We start from the raw sequence: 21,055 nt of genomic DNA on the forward strand, positions 1-21,055 counted from the left end.
GGGGATTTGAAGGGCTGGCTGCCAGATGTTTCCCAGCCAACCCTTCAAAAAATCCTACGTCAAACCCGTGCAGGCACCGGCAGCGGTGAAGCCAGCAGACGGCTGTCCAGCAGCCCAAGGCCTTCCTGGAACAGTTGATTACTGCGCTCGGTATCACCCAACTGCGCCAGCAACCGCGCCAACTCGGCGCAGGCCTCGGGGTTGCGCTGCACTTGCAGGCTGCTTTCCAGATAATCCCGCGCCTTGCCCCACAAACTGTTTTGCAGGCAGAGCCGACCCAAGGTCAGCAACAGACTGGCATCCCCCGGATGATCCTTGAGCCAACCTTCGGCGAATTTCAGCTGGCGTGCCGGATCGCTGCCGCGCAACAGGCCATACAACCGGATCAGGTGGCTGTCATAACCGCGCTTGAGCGCCACACGCAACGCCTCTTCGGCCTTGGCATCGGCGCCCAGCTGACGCAACTGCTCGGCATAGGCCAGCACCAGTTGGGGCTCCTGGCGCTGGGCCGAGGTCAACTGCTGCCAGGCCCGCTCAAGGGATTGCAGGCCGGCTTCACCGTGCTCTTCACGCTGGACCGCCAGGCTCAGGTTTTCACCCCAGGCCCGGCGCTCCAGATCTGCCAGTTCGGCGGCAGGCAGCACTTTGTCCTTGCGCAGTTCTGGCAACAGGCGGATCACCGAAGACCAGTCACCGCGCTGCTGGTGCAAGCGCTGGAGTTGACGCAATACCTGGGCGTTGTGCGGATGGCGTTCATGCATGGCCTGCAGCGTCACCAGGGCGGCGTCGGTGTCGCCACGGTCCATCTGCAACTGCGCGTGGCTCAAGGCGATGGCCAATTCGGCCTGGGGCTGACGCTCCAGGGCGCGCTCAAGCAGGCCGTCGGACTCTTCATAACGCCCCTGCTCGTTGGCGGCCCGGGCCGCGCCAAGGTAATACAGCAGCGGCTGACGCTCGGCTTCTGCAGCACGGTGCAGGTGTCGCTCGGCGCTGGCCCAGCGGCCTTCCGCCAGGTCCATCTGCCCTTGCTCGATGGCGACCTGCACGCGTCGGCTGCGATTGCGGCGCGACCAGGGATTGACCACGCCACCAGAGGTTGTCACCAGCCCCAGCAGCACCCGCAGCAGATAGATCGCCAGGCCGACGACAAACACCGCCACCAGGGTCGACCACAGGCCAGACTCGTAATGCAGCACATGGGGATAGGTGATCAGCACATAGCCGGTGTGTTTCGAGATGCCTACCGCCAGCGCCAGGGCGAGGGCAATCGCCAGCACCAGGATCACATAGAAACGCTTCATCGGCTTTACTCCTGGGTCGCCGGCTTACCGGCGGAAGCCTTGGCTTCATCGGCAGACAGATGGCGGCGTTCAAGGTAAGCCTGCACCGCAGACAAGCTCGCGGCGAGGTCCGGGGTCACCACCGAGACGGCCTTGGGCTCAAGCTCGGTGATACGCGCCAGCATGGCCTGGCTTTGCGGGTTGTCCTGGTTGAAGTTGTCTTGCAAGACGCTGCGCGCCTCGCCCAACGCACGGGCGTACACCGCCGGCTCGCCATTGAGCGCCGCCCATTGCGCCTGCTCCAGCGCCAGGCTCAGGGCCAGTCGCACCTGGTTCAAGCCTTGGCCTGCCAGCAGCGGGCGGATGTTATCGTCGGGGTTGAAGTCGATCCGGAAGTAGCGGGAGATCTGTTCCCACCACTGGCTCCAGCGACTGTCCGTGTCGGTACTCGGACGGCCCTGTGGGCTCTCTTGCAGCTGATATTCCGGGGACACGGCGGCCAGTTGCACCACCTGGTCCCGCAGCGCCGCCAGTTGCAGGTACAGCCCGGTACGGTCTGGCTGCTCGACGCTGCGCAAGGCCGCCAAACTCTTGGCCAACTGCTCACGGGCGGCGTAGGAACCGGGATCGCTCTGCTCGCGCAGGATCTCATCGGCGCCCTGCACCAGCGCCTGGGCACTGTTGATATCCTGCAAGGCCGACAGGCGCAGGCTGGCCAGACGCAGCAGATGCTCGGCCTCGGCCAGGCGCCAATCCTTGCGGCTAGCGCCCAGGACGGTTTCCAGACGCTGATTCAGGCGTTGCTGGTCGCCCTGCAATTGCGCCACCAATCGACGGCGTTCTTCCAGCTCATCAGCACCCGGCAATTGCGCCAGGCGCGCGGCCAACTGCTGTTGTGCCTGCTCAATACCCTGGGATTGTTCATCCAGGGTACGCACCTGCCCCAACTGTTGCTGACTGCTCGCTTGCAGGGCCCGGACCTGCCAGAGCCCCCAGCCGCCGGCCGCAACACCGGCGGCACCGAGCAGCAAGGCGAAGACCGCCAGGCCGTTGCCACGGCGCGGCGCAGTGACCGGGGTCTCAACAGGCGCATCAAGCGCGGGCTGAGCTTCATCTTTAGGCAAGGCTGTTTCGCTCACGTGTCCATCCTTTGCGTTATTAGAGAGTGGGAACGGGCTGGCTCCGTAACGCCACTAGCAAAGCCGCGGCACTGGCACCGCGGCAATCCACAACTTTTTCCGCGCCCGCCGCCCGCGCCATTTCGGCGACGCGTGGGCTGGGCACGAACAACGGCAACTGTGCCACGCGTGGCCAATGGGCGCCGGCAAGGCTTTGCAAATGCAAAAAACCCTGCCCACTGCTGACCACCAGGCCGTTCAAGCGTTCCACAGCAATGCGCTGGGCGAGCACATCCGGGTCGTAGGCTGGCAGAAACCGACGATACAACTCCAGATAATCGACACTAGCACCTTGGCCGCGTAAACGCTCAGCCAGCAACTCTCGCCCACCCTGCCCGCGCAGGATCAATACCCGGGCATCGGCAATGGCGACAGCCTCGCGCAACCGGGGCACTTCAAGCAAGGCTTCGCTGTCATCCCCAACCTCGGGGTAGCTCACATCCAGGCCTTGGTCAGCCAGAACCTGGGCCGTTGCTGCGCCGACGCTGAACCACGGCAACGCCGGCACCGCTGGCGCGTACTGATCGAGCAATTGCAGCGCCACGCGCGCGGCCGGCTTGCTTACCACGATCACCGCGCAGTAGCGATCCAGGCCCTGGAAAACCGCCTGATGCTCAGGAGTGATGGGCAAGGGTTCGGTTTCCAGCAACGGCAAGCAGCTGCTGAAGATACCGGCTTCGGACAACGAGGCCGCCAGGGCTGCCGATTCCTCGGCAGGCCGCGTCAGCAGCACACGCCAACCGGTCACTGCGGACCGGCCTCGCCATAGACTTTTTGCAGAATGGCGCCGGCGCCTTTGGCCAGCAATTCTTCGGCAACCTTCACACCCAGGCTGGCGGCCTCGGCTTGTGGCCCGCGGATTTCAGCGGTGAGCAGTAAACCACCGTCGGGATCGCCCACCAGGCCGCGCAGCCAGAGGTTGTCACCCTCAAGGACCGCGTAACAGGCGATCGGTACCTGGCAGCCACCGTTGAGGTGCTTGTTCAGGGCGCGTTCGGCGGTGACGCGAATTTCGGTTTGCTGATGATCGAGAGGCTTGAGCAGCGCCTGGATTTCACGGTCTGCGGTACGGCATTCGATACCGACGGCCCCCTGCCCACCGGCTGGCAAGCTGTCTTCGACACTGATGGCCGACGTGATGCGGTCTTCAAAGCCCAGGCGAATCAGGCCCGCCGCCGCCAGGATGATCGCGTCGTACTCGCCGGCATCCAGCTTGGCCAGGCGGGTATTGACGTTGCCCCGCAGGAAGCGGATCTGCAGGTCCGGGCGACGGGTCAGCAACTGGGCCTGGCGACGCAGACTGGATGTGCCGACGATGCTGCCCAGGGGCAACTCATCAAGGGAGGCGTAGGTGTTGGACACGAAGGCATCGCGCGGGTCTTCACGCTCGCAGATGCAATACAGGCCCAGGCCCTCGGGAAAGTCCATCGGTACGTCTTTCATCGAGTGCACGGCGATGTCGGCCTCATTCTCCAAGAGCGCGGTTTCCAGCTCCTTGACGAACAGACCCTTGCCGCCGATTTTCGACAGTGGCGAGTCGAGCAGCTTGTCGCCGCGACTGACCATGGGCACCAGGGACACCGTAAGGCCCGGATGGGCTTGCTCAAGGCGGGCTTTGACGTATTCGGCCTGCCACAAGGCCAGGGCACTTTTACGGGTGGCGATGCGGATTTCGCGAGAGGACATGGATCAATCCGTACTGAATAGATACGGCAGATAATAACAGCTCAGGCAGAACCGCCTTGATTTGAATCAGCAAGTGCGGGGCCTCCCTGGCCGCGTCACTCCGGGATTCGGGGCATGCAGGTCGCTCAAGCCCTCGGGCTAAAGCTGCTGCATCATTTTGCGCACGCCTGCGACATGGCGTCGGCTGACGATCAACGCATCGCCGTTGAGCCCTTTGAGGAACAACTGGAAATGCCCCAGGGGCGTGCGTTGCAGGCGCTCGATACGCTCGCGGGCCACCAGCGCATTGCGATGGATGCGCACAAAGCGCTCGCCAAATTCGTCTTCCAAGGCCTTGAGCGGCTCATCGAGCAGCACTTCGCCGACCTCGTGGCGCAAGGTCACGTACTTGTGGTCGGCGATAAAATAAATCACCTGGTCCACGGGAATCAGCTCGATGCCCTTGCGGGTCCGCGCGCTGATATGGCTACGCGGGCCGTTGCCACTTTGCGCTGCGGGCTGGGTCAAGGCGCCGAGTTGGGCGCGATTGGGTCGCTCAGCCTTCTTCAAGGCCTTGAGTACCGCATCGGCAGCCACTGGCTTGACCAGGAAGCTGACACCGCTGGCCTCCAGGGCCTGGGAGGGAAACTCCTCTTCACTGGCACAAAGCACCAATGCCGGCGGCGACTCGCGCTCGCTCAAGCGGGCAGCTACCTGCAGGCCATCAAGGCCCGGCATGGCGATATCGAGCAGCACCACATCCGGCTTCAGGCTTTCGATCAAGGCCAATGCCTCGTCGCCACTGCAAGCGCTGGGTTCAAGGACACTGTATCCCTCAAGCTCACTGACCATACGGCTCAGTCGCTCGCGGGCTTGGGGTTCGTCATCAACGATCAGGACATTCATATTGCGCTGGATTCCTGCGTGAGTCTCGCACAAGGATAGCGTAGACAGGTGCGGTGACTTCCGTCACGGCGATCCACGCTAAGACTAGCGCGAGCGGCAAAAAGTGCCCCGAGAGCGACACCAATATTTACCCGGACCTGTTCAATACCGCCCATAACCCGATACCGCAGGGCATCGTCATAGGGTTTGCTGATACACAATATGAACACCCCCTCTACTTTAAGGTTAGCCTGGAGTTCGACCTCATTGCCTGGCATTGGTGCAGTGCACCCCTGTCAGTGCAACTGTAGACGCTCATGAAGACGACATTGCTCAATCGTCAAATATCGTTTCAATAAACATCCTTTGTTTACCTCAGGAACCGGCCGGGTTAAACCCCCGCGTCACTCCCACCTCCAGTCTCATCCCGGACGCGGCAGACGGCAAGGCACTTTGCCATCCAGCAAACAAATAAAAATGCCGACGCGGCGTATCAACGCCTCCATCAGCAACCCTGTTATTATCGGCGGCACACTTTCATGCCTCTTTTAAGCAGATCACGAGCGAATCCATGAGCACCGACAAGACCAACCAGTCCTGGGGCGGCCGCTTCAGTGAGCCCGTCGACGCCTTCGTCGCGCGCTTCACCGCCTCCGTCAATTTCGACCAGCGCCTCTATCGCCACGACATCATGGGCTCCATCGCCCACGCCACCATGCTGGCCAAGGTCGGCGTGCTGACCGATGCCGAGCGCGACAGCATCATTGACGGCCTGACCACGATCCGTGGCGAAATCGAGGCCGGTACCTTCGACTGGCGCGTGGACCTTGAAGACGTGCACATGAATATCGAGGCGCGCCTGACCGACCGCATCGGCGTGACCGGCAAAAAACTGCACACCGGGCGTAGCCGCAACGACCAGGTGGCCACCGATATCCGCCTATGGCTGCGCGATGAAATCGACTTGATCCTGGCCGAAATCACCCGCCTGCAAACAGGTCTGCTGGAGCAGGCAGAGCGTGAATCGGACACCATCATGCCCGGCTTCACCCACCTGCAAACCGCGCAGCCTGTGACCTTTGGCCACCATCTGCTGGCCTGGTTCGAAATGCTCAGCCGCGACTACGAGCGCCTGGTCGATTGCCGCAAACGCGCCAACCGCATGCCCCTGGGCAGCGCCGCGCTGGCCGGCACCACCTACCCGATCGACCGCGAATACACCGCGCAACTGCTGGGTTTCGACGCCGTGGGCGGCAACTCCCTGGACGGCGTATCGGATCGCGACTTCGCCATCGAGTTCTGCGCCGCCGCCAGCATCGCGATGATGCACTTGTCGCGATTCTCCGAAGAGCTGGTGTTGTGGACCAGCGCGCAGTTCCAGTTCATCGACTTGCCGGATCGTTTCTGCACCGGTAGTTCGATCATGCCGCAAAAGAAAAACCCCGACGTGCCAGAGCTGGTGCGGGGCAAGAGCGGCCGTGTATTCGGCGCACTGATGGGCCTGCTGACCCTGATGAAAGGCCAGCCTCTGGCCTACAACAAGGACAACCAGGAAGACAAGGAACCGCTGTTCGACGCTGCCGACACCCTGCGCGACTCGCTGCGCGCGTTTGCCGACATGATCCCGGCGATCAAGCCCAAGCACGCCATCATGCGCGAGGCGGCCCTGCGCGGTTTCTCTACCGCCACGGACCTGGCGGACTACCTGGTGCGCCGTGGCCTGCCATTCCGTGACTGCCATGAAATCGTTGGCCATGCGGTGAAATACGGCGTGGATACTGGCAAGGATCTGGCGGAAATGAGCCTGGAAGAGCTACGCCAGTTCAGCGACCAGATCGAGCAAGACGTGTTTGCGGTACTGACCCTGGAAGGCTCGGTCAATGCTCGCAACCATATCGGCGGCACGGCTCCAGCCCAGGTCAAGGCAGCCGTGGTGCGCGGCCAGGCCCTGCTCGCCAGCCGCTAAAAGCATCGCAGGCAAGCCAGCTCCCACCTTTGACCGTGGCCTTCAATCACCTCGGTCAACTGTGGGAGCTGGCTTGTGTGGGAGCTGGCTTGCCTGCGATAGCATCACCTTAGTGTCACTGACACACCGAGGTGCCTGCATCGCGGGCAAACCCAGCTCCCACACAAGCCCGCTCCCACATTTATTACTTCTTCGCCGCGATCATCGCCATAAAGGCCGGCATCGCCGCGTCCTTGTCCGCCGCCACTCGCTGGGCGTTGGGCAGGTCTTGCAGCGCCTTCAACAAAGCCTTGGCCTTCGGCAACTCAGCCAGCAGATCCAGGCCGAACAGCTTCCCACCGACCGCGCACGCCAAGTCCACGCTGTACATGAAGTACACATCAGCAAGCGTAAAACGCTCCCCTGCCACATACGGCGCAAACTTGCCGTGCCGCCCCAGCGAAGCAACCCCTAACAGCAACTCGGCCTTGGCCTTGTCCTTGATCGCCTGCGGTACCGGCATGCCAAAGAACGCCTCGCCATAGCAAGCCCGGGCCGGCAGTTCGATGTACAACTCGATTTCCCTGCACAACGCCAACACCTGGGCACGCTGGAACGCATCGCCTGGCAGCAGGGCCGGGCCCGATTGCGTCTGTTCGAGGTACTCGAGAATCACGCTGGTTTCGTTGATAAAGCCGTTTTCCACCCTCAGCACCGGCACCTTGCCGCGCGGGCTCACCGCCAGGGCTTCAGGGGTTTGCCCGGCATAAAACGCCACTTCCTCGAAGGGCAGGCCCTTTTCCAGGAGCGCCAGCTTGACCATGTTGTAGTAGTTACTGACCGAAAATCCGTAGAGCTTGAGCATCACAAAGCCTCCAGGCCGTGCAGGGGTTGGCTGGTTAGGTTATAGAACGTGACGCGCCACCTGACCAGCAGCATCACCGGGCTGAATGGAGGTAGACTGACGCCCTTTCCTGACAGGAGGCAGCCATGAGCGAGCCAACCGATATCGACAACGACGACGAAGAGTTCGCCGAATCCACCTTGACCCAAGCGATCGAAAACCAGATCGAAAGCGATAACCCGCCGGCGGCCAAGGCCACATTCAACAAGCTGACCCTGGTGGGCTACGAGCGCGAAGACATCCTGAACCTGATGGCTCACGTGCTGGCCGTGGAAATCGACGCGATGCTGGAAGAAGACCGGCCGTTCAACACCGACTGGTATGAAACCGCCCTGCGCGCCCTGCCAGAGCTGCCGCCGGAAAACCAGTAACCCTGCCCTTGCTCGCGAAAAACCTGAGCGCGCCGCGTTTCTCCAACTGCCCCGGGTCAACGTTAACGCTTTTCGCGAGCAAGCTCGCTCCTCCAGACTGGACAGTTCGCCCAAGTACGTTCACCTTAGGGGCTGCTAGCGCCTGACAATTCCTAGAACGTCTGGAGTCCTTATGTCGTATACCCCTGAGTTGGTTGCCGAACTGGAAATCCTTGCACTTTTCAACCTGGGCAGTTCCCAGGAAGGTCTGAAAGTCCATCAGACCGCTGCTCCCACTGCCATTGCTGCGGCCAAACGCCTGTTCGAGAAAAAACTGATCGACCAGCCAGATGGCGGCTACCTGACCAGTCTGGGCCGCGACGCAGCAGAACAAGCGCAAACACTGCTGACGATCCTGACCACCGCTACCACCAAAGAAGCCGCCTGACCCACCGTATCGCCCACGGAATCCTCTGTTCACGGATTCCGCGGGCACTTCTGCGCCGACGATAAAATTCTGGCGCCAAAAACAAATTCCCCTTAAACCTCCTACGATTCTGTCTGTAAACTCCTACACGGCCGCCCACGCCGGGCCTGCGAGCCGTTGAGTTCGACATGACCAGTACCCATGAAATCCGCCCTGACTTGGATGAAGGCATTGACCGCAAGGTACTGGCCCAACTGCGCTCGCGTTTCCTCACCCTCAATGCCGGCCGCATGGCCCGGGCTGTCGAAGGCCTGACGCCGCGCCAGCAAAGCGTGCTGGCACTGCTGCCGCTGTTTTTCCATGTCAATCACCCCTTGTTGCCTGGCTATGTCTCGGGCAGTACGCCGGCCGGTTTGTCGAATTTTGAACCGGATGCCCAGGTCCTGGCCGAAGCCCAGCGCCTGACCCGCTCGTTTTCCTACAAGCCACGCCACGGCAACCCGCCCACTCCGATCCACGGTCTGTTCCTGATGGGCAGCCTTGGCACACTGGCCCAGGCCGACCAGAGTGATATGGACGTGTGGGTCTGCCACGCCGCCGAGGTAAACGAGGCCGAGCTGGTCGAATTGCGCAAAAAGTGCCAGTTGCTGGAGGCCTGGGCCCTGAGCATGGGCGCCGAGGCGCATTTTTTCCTGATCGAACCCAGCCGTTTTGCTCAGGGCGGTCGCGATACCCAGCTCAGCTCAGATGACTGCGGCACCAGCCAGCACTATCTGTTGCTCGATGAGTTCTACCGCACCGCCATCTGGCTGGCCGGGCGCACGCCAATCTGGTGGCTGGTGCCAGTCTACGAAGAAGCGCGCTACGCCGAATTTACCCACGCGCTGATTTCCAAACGTTTTATCCGCGCCGACGAAACCCTCGACCTCGGGCACCTGGCCCATATCCCGCCGGGAGAATTTATCGGCGCCGGCCTGTGGCAGTTGTTCAAGGGTATCGAGTCACCCTACAAGTCGGTGCTCAAGCTGTTGCTCACCGAGGTGTATGCCAGCGAGCACCCCAAGGTGCAGTGCCTGAGCCTGCGTTTCAAACGCGCGGTGTTCGCCAACCAACTGGACCTGGATGAGCTGGACCCGTATATCGTGGTCTACCGTCGCATCGAGGAATACCTGCGCGGACGCAACGAACCCGAGCGCCTGGAACTGGTGCGGCGCAGCCTGTACCTGAAGGTCAACCGCAAGCGCACCACCAGCTGGCAACGCGCGCTGCTGGAGCGCCTGGCCCACGAATGGGGCTGGGACCAGCGGCAACTGGCCCTGCTCGACAGCCGCAGCCAGTGGAAAGTGCGACAGGTCGCGTCCGAACGCCGCGCCCTGGTCAATGAGCTCAATTACAGCTATCGCTTCCTGACCCAATTCGCCCGCACCGAACAGACCGTGAGCCTGATCAACAAGCGCGACCTCAATGTGCTGGGCCGGCGCCTGTACGCCGCCTTTGAACGCAAGGCCGGCAAGGTCGAGTTCATCAACCCGGGGATTGCCCCGGACCTGGCCGAAGACACCCTCACCCTGGTCCACTCGCCCAATCGCAAGGAGCCGGGCCAGTACCATTGGGGCCTGTACAACGGCAGCCTGACCGCCCTGGAATGGGAGCACTTTGCGCCGATCAAACGCAGCCGCGACCTGCTGGAGATGCTCACCTGGTGCCATCGCAACGGCGTGATCGACAGCAGCACGCGCCTGGCCCTGCATCCGGGCACCAGCGATTTGAGCGAATTCGAGCTGTTCAATCTGCTGGGCAGCCTGCAACAGACCGTCGCCCTGCCCCTGGCCACGGTGGATGAGGAACGCCTGCTGCGTACGGCGATACCCGAGGAGGTGCTGTTGCTGGTCAACGTCGGCGTCGACCCGCTCAAGCACCACCGTGACTTGAATATCCTGATGACCACCGAGCGCACCGACTCCCTGAGTTACGCCGGCGTCAGGGAAAACCTGGTGTTGACCCTGGACCAGGTGACACTCAACAGCTGGAACGAGGTAATGGTCAGCCGTTACGAGGGCCCTCACGCCCTGCTCGATTGCCTGCGCGATTACCTGAATCAGTTACCACACGACCAACTGCCACGGCTGCGGGTGCGCTGTTTCTGCCATAACCGTGCGCAGTTCATTGCCCAGCGTGTGGAAGAGATTTTCGATACCGCGCAAAACCTGATGCTCAGCCAGCTCAACCACCGCTATCTGATCCAGGTGCAGCAGCACTATCACGTCATGGAACTGGCGCCGGGGCAGGCCAATCATGTGTCCCTGGCCAGCGAGCAGGCGCTGGTGGAATACCTCAGCGAAGAACTGGCCAGCTACAGCCCGTTGCACCTGGATGCCATGGCCCTGGAAGACCACGATCTGGCGGCGCTGCTACCGATGGGCCAGGCGGATTGTGTGCAGGTGTTCTACCGCATCAATGACGGTTTTGCCGAGCTGTACGTGCTCGACGAATTCAACGCCCTCTGGCAACAGCGCCTGCCGTTTCATGATGAGCAAAGCTTGCTCGCCCCTTTGCAGCGCTTCCTGCAGTCGGTCATCTATCGTCGGGACGCGCTGTCACCGCTGGACCCGCAGCAGCCACTGGGGGCCGTGCAAACGCTGTATTACCAGCTGTTGCCATCGGCAAGCGGTCGGGCCCGTCGGGTCGAGCCACGACCGGCACCCCAGGTCCAGGCCAACAAACCGTTCTACGACGTGCAGGCGATTATCGGCAAGGGCGCGCCAGGCCAGGTGGGGATTACCCTGTACTGCAATCAGCGGGAGTTTTGTGAACTGGAATTTGGCGACCAGCTGTTTGCAGTGGTCGCCCAGGAGATCGTCGGGCAGCGTCGGGAAACCGAGCGCTATCGTTGCTACATCACCGACCTGGACCTGTCCGGGCTACTCGGTGATGTTCAAAGCCCAAGCAATCTCTACCTGCGCTACAAGGCCGAGTTGGAGCAGGCGCTCAACCAGGCCTTGAATCAGGTCTAGAGCGTGAATGCGCCGCCGTCTTTAGGCTGGCCTTCGACACTCAGCAGCTCAAGCTTGAGGGTCTTGCCACCTGGAGCGGGCCAGTCGATGTGCTGGCCAACCTGCAGGCCCAGCAGCGCACTGCCCACAGGGGCGAGGATCGAGATCTTGCCTTCGTCGGCATTCGCGTCCTTGGGGTAGACCAGGGTCAGGTGATAGTCCTTGCCGCTGCTTTGCTCGCGGCAATGCACGCTGGAGTTCATGGTCACGACACCGGCAGGCACTTCATCGTGACCAACCACGTCTTCAGCGCGGTCAAGTTCGGCTTGCAGGGCGATGACGCCTGGCAGTTTATCGTCCATACGGTCGATCAGTTGCTCAAGACGTTGCACATCGAGACGGGTGAGGATGATGGAAGGTGCAGTCATGATTGCGGCAGACTCCTTTTTTTCTGCACAAAAAAGCAAAACCCCGCCAATAAACGGCGGGGTTCTCACGGACCTCGATGAGTTGAGGTGTACCCGGACACTACCACAGCACACCAAATAAACAAGATGGGCTGGTCTGAAGGTCAGGCACCGGCCTTGCGTTGCTCGGCCTGTGCGACGATCACGCGGCGCCGCTGATCGTCGGCGGAACGCCATTCCCGGATGTCTTCCACGTGTCGGAAGCAGCCAAGGCAGACTTTCTGCTCATCCAGCCGACACAAACTGATACAAGGTGACGGCACTGCCGGGCTGACATTGCTGAACAGCGGCTTGGGCGGACGGGCGGGTGTGGGCTGGGTCACGATCAAATCTCGTCGAAATCCAGCTCGACGCCGGCCTGTTCCTGAGTGATGCGTGCAAGCATTTCGCTCAGCAGCTCATCGCTGGTGTCGTGGGACCAGCGTTTTTCTTCTTCGTCATAGTCGAAGTGAAAACCTCCGGAACGTGCCGCCAGCCACAACTGACGCAGCGGCTCCTGGCGGCTGAAGATCAATTGGCTGCCGTTCTCGAACTTGACGGTCAGCACGCCGGCAGAATTTTCCAGATCCACATCCAGGCCACTCTCGTCGAAAATATCCTCCAGCGCTTGCTGGGTCGCATCGACCAGGTCGTGAAAGCGGGCTTCGGTCAAACTCATGGTGGGAACCTCAAAAAGTGTCTACTCACGCTCAAGCGCCGCACGATACGGAGGCGCCATCATGATTGCAAAGAATACCGATTTCGTTCCCATCAGCCGCGAGAAATATCCCAAATTAATGTAGGCCACTTCACGACATACTCGGCAAAGCCCCGCCGGACGGGTGTCCCGGCACATAGGCAAGCTGGCGGGTGGTCGGTATACTCGGGCGCAATTAATGCATATTCAAGGATTTAGCCATGAAGCGCCTGATCTCTTCCCTTGCTGCGCTCGTCGCGGTCGCTTGCCTCGTCAGTGCCTGTGGTCAAAAAGGCCCATTGTACCTGCCCGATGACAGCAAAGACCCGAATGAACAGGCGCAAACGTCGCAATCCAAAGCGCACAAGCACGACACCTACTAAGGGAATTTCATGGACGCTTTTAACTACCGGAACGGCGAGCTGTTCGCGGAAGGCGTGGCGCTGTCCGCGATTGCCGAACGCTTCGGCACCCCGACCTATGTGTACTCGCGAGCGCATATCGAAGCGCAATACCGCACCTTTGCCGATGCACTGGAGGGCACGCCAAGCCTGGTGTGCTATGCAGTAAAAGCCAACTCCAACCTGGGTGTACTCAATGTCCTGGCGCGCCTGGGCGCTGGTTTTGACATCGTGTCCCGTGGCGAGCTGGAGCGTGTACTGGCCGCAGGCGGCAAGGCTGACAAAATCGTGTTCTCCGGGGTCGGCAAGACCCGCGAAGACATGCGCCGCGCCCTGGAAATCGGCGTGCATTGCTTCAACGTCGAGTCCACCGACGAGCTGGAGCGCCTGCAAGTGGTGGCCGCCGAGATGGGCGTGCGTGCGCCGATCTCCCTGCGCGTCAACCCGGATGTCGATGCCGGTACCCACCCGTACATTTCCACCGGTCTCAAAGAGAACAAGTTCGGCATCGCGATTGCCGACGCCGAAGACGTGTATATCCGCGCCGCCCAACTGCCAAACCTGGAAGTACTGGGTGTGGACTGCCATATCGGTTCGCAACTGACCAGTCTGCCCCCCTTCCTCGATGCCCTCGACCGCCTACTGGCGCTGATCGACCGCCTCGGCGAGTGCGGCATCTACCTGCACCACATTGATCTGGGCGGTGGCGTGGGCGTGCGTTATCGCGACGAAGAGCCGCCGCTGGTGGCCGACTACGTCAAGGCCGTACGCGAGCGCACCGAAGGCCGCGACCTGAAGCTGATATTCGAGCCGGGCCGCTACATCGTTGCCAATGCAGGCGTACTGCTGACCCAGGTCGAGTACCTCAAGCACACCGAACACAAGGATTTCGCCATCGTCGATGCGGCGATGAACGACCTGATCCGCCCGGCGCTGTACCAGGCCTGGATGGATGTCAGCGCCGTGCGCCCGCGCGACAGCGCCCCGCGCACCTATGACATCGTCGGCCCGATTTGTGAAACCAGCGACTTCCTGGCCAAGGACCGTGAACTGGCCCTGGCAGAAGGCGATCTGCTGGCCGTGCATTCGGCCGGTGCCTACGGGTTTGTCATGAGCTCCAACTACAACACCCGCGGGCGTACCGCCGAAGTGTTGGTGGACGGTGATCAAGCGTTTGAAGTGCGTCGCCGCGAGACGGTAGCCGAGTTGTTTGCTGGCGAAAGCCTGCTGCCGGAGTAAGCCATGCTGCTGCGTTTTACCAAGATGCACGGCCTGGGCAATGACTTTATGGTCCTTGACCTGGTCAGCCAGCACGCGCATATCCTGCCCAAGCACGCCAAGCTGTGGGGCGACCGCCATACCGGCATCGGCTTCGATCAGTTGCTGATCGTCGAGGCGCCAAGCAATCCGGAGGTGGATTTCCGTTACCGGATCTTCAACTCCGACGGTTCCGAAGTGGAACAGTGCGGCAACGGTGCGCGCTGCTTCGCCCGGTTCGTGCTGGACAAGCGCCTGACCGCCAAACGGCAGATTCGCGTCGAGACCAAAAGCGGCATTATCGAGCTGGATATCCGCAGCGACGGCCAGATCAGCGTCGACATGGGCGCCCCGCGCCTGGTGCCGGCCGATATTCCGTTCCAGGCTGAGGCCCAGGCCTTGAGTTATCCACTGGATGTCGACGGCACTGTGGTCGAGGTGGCCGCTGTGTCCATGGGCAACCCCCATGCGGTGCTGCGGGTCAACGACATCAACAATGCGCCGGTGCATGAACTGGGACCGAAGATCGAACATCACCCGCGCTTTCCGGCGCGGGTCAACGTCGGCTTCCTGCAGGTCATCGACCGCTCCCGTGCGCAATTGCGCGTGTGGGAACGCGGCGCCGGGGAAACCCAGGCTTGTGGCACCGGCGCTTGCGCCGCCGCCGTGGCTGCGATCAGCCAGGGCTGGATGGATTCGCCCCTGTTGATCGACCTGCCCGGCGGACGCCTGTCCATCGAATGGGCAGGCCCAGGCCAACCGGTGAAGATGACCGGCCCGGCATCCCGTGTATACGAAGGACAGGTCCGTCTATGAGAGCGACTCGCCAATGACCGATAAGCCCCAGGCACCCGCCAAGCAGCCCGAAGGATCCCCTTGCGAAAGCCTGGAGGCAGCGGCCGTCGCCGCTTACCTGGAGGCTAACCCGGACTTCTTCGTCGAACACGACGAACTGCTGCCGGCCCTGCGCATCCCTCACCAGCGCGGCGATACCGTGTCGCTGGTGGAGCGGCAGATGAAGATCCTGCGCGAGCGCAATATCGAAATGCGCCATCGGCTCTCACAGTTGATGGACGTGGCCCGCGACAACGACCGCCTGTTCGACAAGACCCGCCGCCTGATCCTGGCACTGCTGGATGCCGCCAGCCTGGAAGACCTGACCATTGCCGTCGAAGACAGCCTGCGCCAGGACTTCCAGGTGCCGTTTGTCAGCCTGATCCTGTTCAGTGACAACCCGATGCCGGTCGGGCGCTGGGTCAAGGGCAGCGAAGCGCAGACCGCCATTGGCGGCCTGTTGTCGGAAGGCAAGACCATCAGCGGCACCCTGCGCGAGCATGAACTGGACTTCCTGTTTGGCGAGGACCAGCGCGTGCAGATCGGCTCGACTGCCGTGGTCGCCCTCAACCATCAAGGCCTGCATGGCGTCCTGGCCATTGCCAGCCGTGATCCGCAGCACTACAAGAGCACGGTAGGCACGCTGTTTTTGACCTACATTGCTGAAGTGTTGAGCCGCAGCCTGCCGCGCTTTACCACTGCCCTGCGCGCGGTGCGCTAGCCATGGAACGGCAACTGGACGCCTACTGCGCTCACCTGCGCAGCGAGCGCCAGGTGTCTCCCCATACGCTGGAAGCCTACCGACGGGACTTGAACAAGGTCCTGGAGTTCTGCCAGAAACACCAGATCAGCAGCTGGAAGGCCCTTGATATCCAGGGCCTGCGCAGCCTGATTGCACGCCTGCACCAGCAGGGCCAATCCTCCCGCAGCCTGGCGCGCCTGCTGTCGGCGGTACGTGGTCTGTATCACTACCTCAACCGCGAAGGCCTGTGCGATCACGACCCGGCCAACGGCCTGGCGCCGCCCAAGGGTGAGCGCCGCCTGCCCAAGACCCTGGATGCCGACCGCACCCTGCAATTGCTCGATGGCGCGGTCGAAGATGACTTCCTGGCGCACCGCGACCAGGCGATCCTGGAGCTGTTCTATTCCTCGGGCCTGCGCCTGTCGGAGCTGACCAGCCTCAACCTCGAGCAACTGGACCTGGCCGACGGCCTGGTGCAAGTGCATGGCAAAGGCAGCAAGACCCGCGTGCTGCCCATCGGCAAAAAGGCCCGCGACGCCCTGCTGGTGTGGCTGCCCCTGCGAGCCCTGAGCAATCCGCCGGACGACGCGGTGTTTGTCAGCCAGCAAGGCCGACGCCTCGGGCCACGGGCCATTCAGTTGCGGGTCAAGGCCGCCGGCGAGCGGGAGCTGGGGCAGAACCTGCATCCGCACATGCTCCGGCACTCCTTTGCCAGCCACCTGCTGGAATCGTCACAAGACTTGCGCGCCGTGCAGGAACTGCTCGGCCACTCGGATATCAAGACCACCCAGATCTACACCCACCTGGACTTCCAGCACCTGGCAACGGTGTACGACAGCGCCCATCCCAGGGCCAAACGTGTTAAAGGCGGCGACTCATGAGCATCAAGCTAATCACCTTCGACCTGGACGACACCCTGTGGGACAACGTCCCCGTCATCATCAGCGCCGAAGCGTCGATGCGCGAATGGCTGGCGACCCATGCGTCCAAGGTCGGCGACCTGCCCCTGGAGCATTTCGCCAGCCTGCGCCAGCAGGTGCTGCAACGTCATCCCGAGCTCAAACACCGGATCAGTGTGCTGCGCCAGCGGGTGCTGATGCACGCCTTTGAAGAGGCCGGTTATCCACAGCCGCAAGCCACGGAGATGGCCGATGTGTGTTTTGAAGCGTTCATTCATGCGCGGCACCAGCTCACCGTCTTCCCCGAAGCCGAGCCGATGCTGCAAGCCCTGCGCCAGCACTTTCTGCTGGGGGTGATCACCAATGGCAATGCCGATGTGCAGCGCGTAGGCCTGGCGGATTACTTCCACTTTGCCCTGAGGGCCGAGGATATCGGCATCGCCAAGCCGGATGCGCGCTTGTTTCAAGAGGCGTTGCAGCGGGGCGGGGTGGATGCCAGTGCGGCGGTGCATATTGGCGATCACCCTGGCGATGACATCGCCGGGGCACAGCAGGCGGGGTTGCGAGCCGTGTGGTTCAACCCGACCGGCAAGGTTTGGGAAGGTGAGGCATTGCCGGATGCGCAGATTCGCAGCCTGACCGAGCTACCGGAGCTGCTCCACAGCTGGAAATAACGCGGCTGCGATACCACTGGAAATCCAAGGTGGGAGCCTGCTGGAGTTTATTCCAGGCATGAAAAAACCCGCAGCGACGGCGGGCTTTTTCAGCAAGCAAGTAACCGGCCTCAGATAGGCCGACTGCCGTACTTGTTATCCGGCTTCTTCGGTGGATCTGCCACCACGTTGGCCTCGACTTCCTGCACTTTACCGCCTTTGGCGAGGAACTCTTCCATCGCACGGGCCAGCGCATCGCGCTCTTTGTTCTTGGCCTCGACGCTCGGCAGTTCGTCTACCGAAACAGCAGCCTTGGCCTTGCCTTTGGCGGCCGGAACAGGTGCATCATCGCCACCGTCATCGTCAGCAACGTCTTCCGCTACCGCTTCAAGGCCTTCTTCGGTGTCGTCTTCGTCACCTACTTCCAGTTCGTCGTTTTCCAGATCATCGTCGCTCATGTTCTACCTCATGACTTGCGAAAAGCAGATTAGTTATAGCCCAGCTTCACCATCTGTCGAAGGCTGCCGGAAAAAAATCAACGTCCACCGGATAACCAGTGGCTTATGCCCCATCACCGTGCAGGTGGCGAGGACTTTACGAGCACCGCCATGATCAGGGTGCTCGTCCAGATAAACGCGTTGCCATGTGCCCATTGCCAAGTGGCCGGCCTTGACCGGCAAACTCAGTTGGCGACCCGATAGGCTGCCCTTGAAATGACCCGGGGCTTGGCCCGCTGGGTAATCAGGGTCTGTCGCCATATACAGTTCTGCGCCCATCGGCGCGCATTCTAGCGCGCTCTGGGAAAAAACAAAGTGCCGAATACGCCTACATGCCTGTAAGACATTCGCACACTGAAAAGTACCGTGTGGATCCAATCACAAACTCGGCACAAAAATGCTCACGCGCCTTCACCACAGGCAAATACCAGACAAAAAAATGCCCGGCAAGCCGGGCATGTTTTTTTTCATACGTTCTTACAAGTTGTAGCCACGTTCGTTGTGCTCCGCCAGGTCCAGGCCAACGGCCTCTTCCTCTTCGGTCACACGCAGGCCGATGGTCAAGTCCAGCACCTTGAGAATCACGTAGGTCACGATACCGGTGTAGATCACGGTAAAGCCTACGCCCTTGGCCTGGATCCAGACCTGTGCGGCAATGTCGGTCACGGTGCCGAAGCCACCCAGGATCGGCGCCGCGAATACGCCGGTGAGAATCGCCCCGACAATCCCGCCCACACCGTGCACACCGAAGGCATCCAGGGAGTCATCGTAGCCCAGCTTGCGCTTGAGGCTGGTGGCGCAGAAGAAGCAGATCACGCCAGACGCCAGGCCGATCACCAGGGCGCCCATCGGGCCCACGGTACCGGCGGCCGGGGTAACGGCCACCAGGCCGGCTACCACACCCGAGGCAATGCCCAGGGCGCTTGGCTTGCCGTGGGTGATCCACTCGGCGAACATCCAGCCCAGTGCCGCAGCAGCAGTGGCGATCTGAGTCACCAGCATCGCCATGCCGGCCGTGCCGTTGGCCGCAGCAGCGGAGCCGGCGTTGAAGCCGAACCAGCCGATCCACAGCATCGCCGCGCCGATCAGGGTGTAGCCCAGGTTGTGCGGGGCCATTGGGGTGGTCGGGTAGCCTTTACGCTTGCCGAGCACGATGCACGCCACCAGGCCAGCCACACCGGCGTTGATGTGCACCACGGTGCCGCCAGCGAAGTCCAGCACGCCCCAGTCCCACATCAGGCCGCCGTTGCCGCTCCAGACCATGTGCGCGATCGGCGCATAGACCAGGGTGAACCAGATGGCCATGAACAGCAGCATGGCGGAGAACTTCATGCGCTCGGCGAACGCACCGACAATCAGCGCCGGGGTGATGATCGCGAAGGTCATCTGGAAGGTGATGAACACCGCTTCCGGGAACAGCGCCGCAGGCCCAGTGATGCTGGACGGTGTGACACCCGCCAGGAACGCCTTGCCCATGCCGCCGAAGAACGAGTTGAAGTTGACGACGCCCTGTTCCATGCCCGTGGTGTCGAACGCGATGCTGTAGCCGTAGACGACCCACAGGATGCTGATCAGACCAGTAATGGCGAAGCACTGCATCATCACAGAAAGAATGTTTTTGGAGCGGACCATGCCGCCGTAGAACAGCGCCAGGCCAGGGATGGTCATGAACAGCACGAGTGCGGTGGCTGTCAGCATCCAGGCAGTGTCGCCGGAATTGAGGACTGGAGCCGCCACTTCGTCTGCCGCCATGGCCAGGCTGGGCATTACGATGGACAACAGGGCTCCTAGCCCTGCGAATTTACGCAGAGTCATATTGTTTTCTCCTGGGGCGTTGGGGTTTGGCGGCTTAGATTGCGTCGGTATCGGTTTCGCCGGTACGGATGCGAATAGCCTGTTCCAGATTGACCACGAAGATCTTGCCGTCACCGATCTTGCCAGTGTTGGCCGCCTTGGTTATCGCCTCGATAACCCGATCAAGATCCTTGTCGTCAATGGCGACATCAATCTTCACCTTCGGCAGGAAATCGACTACGTATTCCGCGCCGCGATACAGCTCGGTATGACCCTTCTGCCGACCGAAGCCTTTGACCTCAGTGACGGTAATGCCCTGCACGCCGATCTCGGACAGTGACTCGCGTACATCGTCCAACTTGAACGGCTTGATGATGGCAGTGACTAGCTTCATGAAAACTCTCTCCCGAATTGGTGGACTTGCCCCAGGAAAACAAACCCGTCTCAAGTCTAAGCGCAGTGCCTGGCTTTGTAACGCATCGTCGCCTCGGCAAATGCCTTTGCGACGCCAGCTAACCGTTGGTGACGAAACATGTACCCTGGTCCGTCAGCGCACTGCATTCGTCACAGCGACTGCATCAGTGCATGGGTCATGATCGTCTAAGCAGAAACCTTGCCAGCTCCGTAAAACTCACTGAAATCAATCCGTTGCCCGTCTACGCCCACCAATGGGCCGGTGCAGCAGCCTGGATACGCACAAAAACAGTGCATCCGCATTCAGCCCAGTGCGCGAAAAGCGTGCGCAGACCACGCTGAAAAGACTATAGGCGCTGCGTGATACACTGCCGGCCAACTGTTTTCCGGAATGTTTCCCATGCTCGCGCCCAAAGACCTCCTCGACGCCCTGAGCGGCCACGCCTCTCGCCTGTTCAGCGGCGAAACCCCGCTGCCCCGCAATGAAATCGAAAGCCAGTTCAAGGCGCTGCTGCAAAGCGGGTTCAGCAAGCTGGACCTGGTCAGCCGTGAGGAGTTCGACAGCCAGATGGTAGTCCTGGCCCGCACCCGTGCGCGGCTGGAGAGCCTGGAGGCGAAGGTGGCGGAGTTGGAAGCGCGGCTGAATCCACCTCAGGAATAACCACCGCGTCCCCTCTTGGAGCCGGCTTGCCGGCTCCTGCAATGACAGCGCCTGGATACGTTCTGTAAAACCTGCACACAGCGCCTCACCCTCCCTCGTCTACCCTTGAAAAACCGCAGCACGCGGCCCTCCC

At 61.5% G+C, this 21,055-nt stretch carries 23 protein-coding genes and 1 pseudogene; 11 read left to right on the plus strand and 13 right to left on the minus strand.

The annotated features are described in order from the left end of the window. Positions 1–59: 59 nt before the first annotated feature. The 5 genes from PSH73_RS25590 to PSH73_RS25610 form a co-directional block, all read right to left on the minus strand. Complete coding sequence (locus PSH73_RS25590) at positions 60–1,301, minus strand: heme biosynthesis protein HemY (RefSeq protein WP_057440474.1); 1,242 nt, start codon at positions 1,299–1,301, stop codon at positions 60–62. Positions 1,302–1,306: 5 nt separating this feature from the next. Then, positions 1,307–2,419: a uroporphyrinogen-III C-methyltransferase gene (locus PSH73_RS25595; RefSeq protein ID WP_057960978.1), complete on the minus strand. Its 1,113-nt coding sequence runs from the start codon at positions 2,417–2,419 to the stop codon at positions 1,307–1,309. A gap of 19 nt (positions 2,420–2,438) precedes the next feature. Then, entirely contained in the window at positions 2,439–3,206 is a 768-nt protein-coding gene (locus PSH73_RS25600) for a uroporphyrinogen-III synthase (RefSeq protein WP_057960979.1), read from the minus strand. Next, on the minus strand, positions 3,203–4,144 hold the full coding sequence (hemC, locus tag PSH73_RS25605) for a hydroxymethylbilane synthase (RefSeq protein WP_057440477.1): 942 nt from the start codon (positions 4,142–4,144) through the stop codon (positions 3,203–3,205). Before hemC ends, PSH73_RS25600 begins: the two co-directional genes overlap by 4 nt. Positions 4,145–4,282: 138 nt before the next feature. Continuing rightward, positions 4,283–5,029 (minus strand): LytTR family DNA-binding domain-containing protein, encoded by a 747-nt coding sequence (locus PSH73_RS25610; RefSeq protein ID WP_057440478.1) that lies wholly within the window; start codon positions 5,027–5,029, stop codon positions 4,283–4,285. A gap of 550 nt (positions 5,030–5,579) precedes the next feature. On the opposite strand from PSH73_RS25610, the gene argH reads away from it, so the two are divergent. Further along, positions 5,580–6,974 (plus strand): argininosuccinate lyase, encoded by a 1,395-nt coding sequence (gene argH / locus PSH73_RS25615; protein ID WP_057440480.1) that lies wholly within the window; start codon positions 5,580–5,582, stop codon positions 6,972–6,974. Between the two features lie 184 nt (positions 6,975–7,158). Here the strand turns inward: argH and PSH73_RS25620 are convergent, their stop codons facing one another. Further along, positions 7,159–7,818 carry a glutathione S-transferase family protein gene (locus PSH73_RS25620; RefSeq protein WP_198799490.1) on the minus strand — a complete coding sequence of 220 codons (660 nt, stop codon included), beginning with the start codon at positions 7,816–7,818 and terminating at the stop codon, positions 7,159–7,161. Between the two features lie 125 nt (positions 7,819–7,943). Between PSH73_RS25620 and PSH73_RS25625 the strand changes: the two genes are divergently transcribed. The 3 genes from PSH73_RS25625 (at position 7,944) to PSH73_RS25635 (ending at position 11,648) form a co-directional block, all read left to right on the plus strand. Beyond that, positions 7,944–8,228, plus strand: a complete 285-nt coding sequence (locus PSH73_RS25625; RefSeq protein ID WP_057440482.1) for a hypothetical protein — start codon at positions 7,944–7,946, stop codon at positions 8,226–8,228. Positions 8,229–8,400: 172 nt separating this feature from the next. Next, positions 8,401–8,655 (plus strand): TIGR02647 family protein, encoded by a 255-nt coding sequence (locus PSH73_RS25630; RefSeq protein WP_057440483.1) that lies wholly within the window; start codon positions 8,401–8,403, stop codon positions 8,653–8,655. 167 nt (positions 8,656–8,822) lie between these two features. Further along, positions 8,823–11,648, plus strand: a complete 2,826-nt coding sequence (locus tag PSH73_RS25635) for a class I adenylate cyclase (RefSeq protein ID WP_186625823.1) — start codon at positions 8,823–8,825, stop codon at positions 11,646–11,648. Here PSH73_RS25635 and rnk read toward each other — a convergent pair. The 3 genes from rnk to cyaY form a co-directional block, all read right to left on the minus strand. Further along, entirely contained in the window at positions 11,645–12,055 is a 411-nt protein-coding gene (gene rnk, locus PSH73_RS25640; RefSeq protein ID WP_057444204.1) for a nucleoside diphosphate kinase regulator, read from the minus strand. The two genes, PSH73_RS25635 and rnk, sit on opposite strands and share 4 nt — an antisense overlap. 143 nt (positions 12,056–12,198) lie before the next feature. Then, the gene (locus PSH73_RS25645) at positions 12,199–12,417 is read right to left on the minus strand and encodes a DUF1289 domain-containing protein (RefSeq protein ID WP_057440618.1); all 219 of its coding nucleotides are present in this window, start codon (positions 12,415–12,417) and stop codon (positions 12,199–12,201) included. A 2-nt stretch (positions 12,418–12,419) separates the two neighbouring features. Further along, on the minus strand, positions 12,420–12,752 hold the full coding sequence (cyaY, locus tag PSH73_RS25650; RefSeq protein ID WP_057440485.1) for an iron donor protein CyaY: 333 nt from the start codon (positions 12,750–12,752) through the stop codon (positions 12,420–12,422). A 239-nt stretch (positions 12,753–12,991) separates the two neighbouring features. Between cyaY and PSH73_RS25655 the strand changes: the two genes are divergently transcribed. The 6 genes from PSH73_RS25655 to PSH73_RS25680 are packed head-to-tail and all read left to right on the plus strand — an operon-like array spanning position 12,992 to position 17,577. After that, positions 12,992–13,153, plus strand: a complete 162-nt coding sequence (locus PSH73_RS25655; protein ID WP_038444426.1) for a lipoprotein — start codon at positions 12,992–12,994, stop codon at positions 13,151–13,153. 9 nt (positions 13,154–13,162) lie between these two features. After that, positions 13,163–14,410, plus strand: a complete 1,248-nt coding sequence (gene lysA / locus PSH73_RS25660) for a diaminopimelate decarboxylase (RefSeq protein WP_057440486.1) — start codon at positions 13,163–13,165, stop codon at positions 14,408–14,410. 3 nt (positions 14,411–14,413) lie between these two features. Next, positions 14,414–15,244, plus strand: a complete 831-nt coding sequence (gene dapF, locus PSH73_RS25665) for a diaminopimelate epimerase (protein ID WP_057440487.1) — start codon at positions 14,414–14,416, stop codon at positions 15,242–15,244. A 13-nt stretch (positions 15,245–15,257) separates the two neighbouring features. Continuing rightward, positions 15,258–15,983: a DUF484 family protein gene (locus PSH73_RS25670; RefSeq protein WP_057440488.1), complete on the plus strand. Its 726-nt coding sequence runs from the start codon at positions 15,258–15,260 to the stop codon at positions 15,981–15,983. Between the two features lie 2 nt (positions 15,984–15,985). Next, complete coding sequence (xerC, locus tag PSH73_RS25675; RefSeq protein WP_305461601.1) at positions 15,986–16,885, plus strand: tyrosine recombinase XerC; 900 nt, start codon at positions 15,986–15,988, stop codon at positions 16,883–16,885. Next, entirely contained in the window at positions 16,882–17,577 is a 696-nt protein-coding gene (locus PSH73_RS25680) for an HAD family hydrolase (RefSeq protein ID WP_057440490.1), read from the plus strand. The genes xerC and PSH73_RS25680 overlap by 4 nt, the downstream gene beginning before the upstream one ends. A gap of 110 nt (positions 17,578–17,687) precedes the next feature. Here the strand turns inward: PSH73_RS25680 and sutA are convergent, their stop codons facing one another. From sutA to glnK, 4 genes and pseudogenes are all read right to left on the minus strand, one after another. Beyond that, on the minus strand, positions 17,688–18,014 hold the full coding sequence (gene sutA / locus PSH73_RS25685) for a transcriptional regulator SutA (RefSeq protein WP_057440491.1): 327 nt from the start codon (positions 18,012–18,014) through the stop codon (positions 17,688–17,690). Positions 18,015–18,117: 103 nt separating this feature from the next. Continuing rightward, positions 18,118–18,278: pseudogene (locus PSH73_RS25690) on the minus strand (YjbQ family protein); the annotation flags it as partial. A gap of 252 nt (positions 18,279–18,530) precedes the next feature. Beyond that, a complete protein-coding gene (locus tag PSH73_RS25695; RefSeq protein ID WP_169989468.1) occupies positions 18,531–19,868 on the minus strand; it encodes an ammonium transporter in 1,338 nt (445 codons plus the stop codon). A 34-nt stretch (positions 19,869–19,902) separates the two neighbouring features. After that, a complete protein-coding gene (gene glnK / locus PSH73_RS25700) occupies positions 19,903–20,241 on the minus strand; it encodes a P-II family nitrogen regulator (protein ID WP_002555808.1) in 339 nt (112 codons plus the stop codon). A gap of 420 nt (positions 20,242–20,661) precedes the next feature. On the opposite strand from glnK, the gene PSH73_RS25705 reads away from it, so the two are divergent. After that, entirely contained in the window at positions 20,662–20,922 is a 261-nt protein-coding gene (locus PSH73_RS25705; protein WP_057444205.1) for an accessory factor UbiK family protein, read from the plus strand. Positions 20,923–21,055 lie beyond the last annotated feature (133 nt).

The sequence above is a fragment of the Pseudomonas sp. FP2294 genome (genome assembly GCF_030687625.1).
GTDB classification, from domain to species: Bacteria; Pseudomonadota; Gammaproteobacteria; order Pseudomonadales; family Pseudomonadaceae; genus Aquipseudomonas; species Aquipseudomonas shahriarae.